A 3,877-nucleotide genomic window follows, 5' to 3' on the forward strand; every position below is an offset into this window, starting at 1 on the left:
ATGAATGCGAAACTGACGATTGGCAAGAACTTCACATGGTGAGATACGCCGTCACTGCTTGTTTTTTCCTCTTGGCCGCGACGGCCATGGCACAGGAGGGCGCAAGCCCTCCTGTCGTCACCAGTGAGGCGCCGGTCCTGGGCGATGGTGGCACCACGACCGAGGCTGCCCCCGTGTTGCCCGATGCCGCGGGCACCCCTGCGGTAGAGGGCCCTGTGGCAGAGGGTCCTGTGGCAGAGGGTCCTGCGGCAGAGAGCGCCGGGACAGAAGCTGCTGCGGCAGAGGCGGCTCCGGTCGCTGGGGCGGAAGCCCTGCCGGTCGCCGAGCCGGAGGTCGATACCGATCTGGTCAGCCTTGTCCTGAAGGCGCATCCGGTGGTGCAGGCGGTGATGGGTCTCCTGACGCTGGCGGTCGCGGCGGTGCTGACGGTGTTCCTGTTCAAGATCGTCGAATTCGCCCTGGCCTTCGCCAAGCTGCGGCGGGCGCGGGCGGCGCTGGCGACGGGATCCGGACTGGTGGAGATCGCCGGGCATTGCCCGCTGGCCCTGTCCGCACGGGCGGCCCGCGACGAGGTGGCGGAGCTTGCGCCCACGCTGACGGCGGACCTGCGCGCCTCGTCCAGCGCAAGGCTGGAACTGGCGATGGACCGGATCGAGGCCGGGGCGGTGATGCGGTTGCGCTCGGGCACGGGGCTACTGGCCTCGATCGGGGCGGTCGGGCCTTTCGTCGGGCTCTTCGGGACGGTGTTCGGGATCATGAACAGCTTCCTCGCCATCGCGGCGACCAAGACCACCAGCCTTGCGGTCGTGGCGCCGGGGATCGCCGAGGCGCTTCTGGCCACCGGGATCGGCCTGGTCGCGGCGGTTCCGGCGGTGCTGCTTTACAACGCGGTGATGCGACGGATCGGGGCCTATCGTCATGCGCTGGCGGACGGGCGGGCCGAGCTGCTGGCGCGCTTCAGCCGCGAGATGGACCGGCGGATGGGGGCGGGGGTCTAGGCCATGGCACTGCGGCTGGACGAGGGCGACAGCGAGCTGAGCGACATCAACGTCACGCCGTTCATCGACGTGATCCTGGTGCTGCTGATCGTGTTCATGGTCGCGGCCCCCTTGTCGACCGTCGACGTGCCGGTGGACCTGCCCGGCTCCACCGCCCCGGTCAGCAAGCGCCCGGAAGAACCTTTGTGGCTGACGCTGACCGCCGATCTGAGCCTCATGCTGGACGAGAGCGCGGTGTCGCGCGATGCGCTTGGCACTGCGCTGGATGCCAAGACCGGGGGCAGGCGCGACACGCCGGTCTTCCTGCGCGCCGACCGCAAGGTCGACTATGGCGCGCTGATGCAGGTGCTGAACCGGCTGCGGGACGTGGGCTATCTTAAGGTCGCGCTGGTGGGCCTGGAGGATGCGCCATGACCGCCCGCGGCCCCGACGCCCGCACTGCGGGATGGGTTCTGGCCGGGGCGACGGCGACGGCGCTTCTGTGCGGGGCCGCCGCGATGGCGCTGGCGGCCGAGCGGCAGGCGCCGGTCCTGTTTGTCGACCTTGGCGAGTTGCCGCCGACGGCGCCCTCGGTCGCCGCTGTGGCGGAAGCCGCGCCGCAAGTGGTGGACGAGGCGCCGGACACGCCGGACGAACCCATGCCGACCGAAGACGCACCCGATCTGCCTGAAGCGGATGTCGCGCCCGAACTGGCGGCGGCCTGGCCGGTTGCGCTGCCGGTGCCGGAAGTGCCGGTAGAGGCCGATCTCGCCCTGCCGCCACCGCCGGAGAAGCCGGAGCCGAAGGTCGAGGAGAAACCGGTCGAGAAGCCGAAGCCTAAGCCGGAGCCGGAGCCTGAAAAGAAGAAGAAGGTGAAGGAAAAGCCGGCGGAGAAGCCGAAGAAGACCGAGACGGCGGAAGACAAGCCGAAAGAGACCAAGAAGGAGAAGGCCGCCGCCTCGGCCTCGGCAAGCGCGGCGACGACGGGATCGAAGGCGAAGAAGGGCGGGGCGGTATCCCCGGCGGCCTACGGCAAGGCGGTGATGAAGAAGGTCCGCGCGACCAAGAAGAAATCGGGCGCCGGGAAGGGCACGGCCGTGGTGAATTTCACCATCGCGGCAGATGGAAGCCTGGCCGGGGTCAGTGTGGCGCAAAGCTCGGGCAATGCGGCGCTCGACCAGATCGCGGTGGATCACATCCGCCGCTCGGCCCCTTTCCCGGCACCGCCGGAGGGCGCCGGACGCAGCTATTCCTTCGAGTTCGTCGGGAAGTGAGCCGGGCGGCGCGGTTGTGTGGCCCGCCTGCCGAAAGACATCCCGCTCTGCTCGTCAAGATTGCTGCTGGGGTCGAAGGGGCGTTATCTTCGCCTGACCGGCCCGCGTACCGACTGATTTTCAATGGAAATCCCGGCTGGGAAACAGCCGCTTGGCCTGTTCCCTTGGGTGATGCGCGGCGGATCGGATATTGCCACCCGCCGGGCGCCGGGTTTCTTCCGCCCGCTTGTCTTTCGCTTCGATTGCCGCCGGACGGCCGAGCGTGGTCAGCAGGGGTGACAGGTCCTCCACATGCTCGGCGATCACGTGAACCACCTGGCCATCGCGCTCGATCCGGCCGGTGATGCGCAGCAGCCGTCCGGTGATGATGGCCTTGCGGAAGGTCTCGTAGATCCGGCGCCAGACGACGACATTCGAGACGCCGGTCTCGTCCTCCAGCGTCAGGAAGATCACGCCGGAGGCCGTGCCGGGGCGCTGGCGGGTGATGACCAGACCGGTGAGGGTGATGCGCCCCTTGGCCTGCAGCAGGCGGTCATGCGGCAGGCTTTCAGGCAAGCGGGGGCGCAAAAGCTCCATCGGATGCGCGCGCAGGCTGAGACGGAGCGAGAGATAATCCTCGATCACCTCCTGCCCCAGGGTCATCTGCGGCAGTCGGACCGCCGGCTCTTTCCCGCCCTCGCCGTCGGTGCCGAAAAGAGGAAGGGGCGCCGGGCCGCGCAGCGCCTTGGCGGCCCAGAGCGCTTCGCGACGGATCAAACCGATGGGGGCGAAGGCATCGGCCTCGGCCAGCCGCTCCAGCTTGTCGGGCGTGATCGCTGCGCGGCGCCACAGGCTTTCGACATCGGGATAGCCGTTGCCGCGCGCCGCGACGATCCAGTCGGCATCTTCTTGCCGCATCCCCTTGATCTGGCGGAACCCCAGCCGCAGCGCCAGCGCGCCATCGGGCCGCGGTTCCACCGTGCAGTCCCAGTCGGAATGATCGACCGAGACGGGGCGCACCTCGACCCCGTGTTCGCGCGCATCACGCACCAGCTGGGCGGGAGCGTAAAAGCCCATCGGCTGCGAGTTCAGAAGCGCGCAGGTGAACACCGCCGGATGGTGGCATTTCAGCCAGGCCGAGACATAGACCAGCCGGGCGAAGCTGGCGGCATGGCTTTCGGGGAAGCCGTAGCTGCCGAAGCCTTCGATCTGGGCAAAGCAGCGGGCGGCGAAATCGGCGTCATAGCCGCGCTTGAGCATGCCGCCGATGAACCGGTCGCGGAAGCTGCCGATGGTGCCCATCCGCTTGAAGGTGGCAAGGCTGCGGCGCAGGCTGTCGGCCTCGGACGGGGTGAAGCCTGCGGCGACCACGGCGATCTGCATCGCCTGTTCCTGAAACAGCGGCACACCGTAGGTGCGCGCCAGCACCTCCATCATCGCCGGACCAAGGTCTTCGACGGGTTCAAGGCCCATGCGGCGGCGGATGAACGGGGTGACCATGCCGCCCTGGATCGGGCCGGGGCGGACGATGGCGACTTCACAGACCAGATCGTAGGACCGGCGCGGCCGCATCCGGGGCAGGAAGTTCATCTGCGCCCGGCTTTCCACCTGGAACACCCCCACCGCATCGGCGCGGCACAGCATGTC

Annotated in this window: 4 protein-coding genes; 3 read left to right on the top strand and 1 reads right to left on the bottom strand. The window is 68.6% G+C overall.

Annotated elements, in window-relative coordinates; all coding sequences use genetic code 11:
• Window positions 1-86 precede the first annotated feature (86 nt).
• From V7Q39_RS19915 to V7Q39_RS19925, 3 genes are read left to right on the top strand one after another with little or no spacing between them, the layout of a single operon-like run.
• Complete coding sequence (locus V7Q39_RS19915) at window positions 87-998, top strand: MotA/TolQ/ExbB proton channel family protein (RefSeq protein WP_333818354.1); 912 nt, start codon at window positions 87-89, stop codon at window positions 996-998.
• 3 nt (window positions 999-1,001) lie between these two features.
• Entirely contained in the window at window positions 1,002-1,412 is a 411-nt protein-coding gene (gene exbD, locus V7Q39_RS19920) for a TonB system transport protein ExbD (RefSeq protein WP_333818355.1), read from the top strand.
• Window positions 1,409-2,251, top strand: a complete 843-nt coding sequence (locus V7Q39_RS19925) for an energy transducer TonB family protein (protein WP_333818356.1) — start codon at window positions 1,409-1,411, stop codon at window positions 2,249-2,251. Before exbD ends, V7Q39_RS19925 begins: the two co-directional genes overlap by 4 nt.
• A 120-nt stretch (window positions 2,252-2,371) precedes the next feature.
• Here V7Q39_RS19925 and V7Q39_RS19930 read toward each other — a convergent pair.
• On the bottom strand, window positions 2,372-3,877 hold a 1,506-nt coding region (locus V7Q39_RS19930), incomplete at its 5' end, for a helix-hairpin-helix domain-containing protein (protein WP_333818357.1).

It is taken from the genome of Tabrizicola sp. (assembly GCF_036781545.1).
In the GTDB taxonomy this organism is placed as follows: Bacteria; Pseudomonadota; Alphaproteobacteria; order Rhodobacterales; family Rhodobacteraceae; genus Tabrizicola.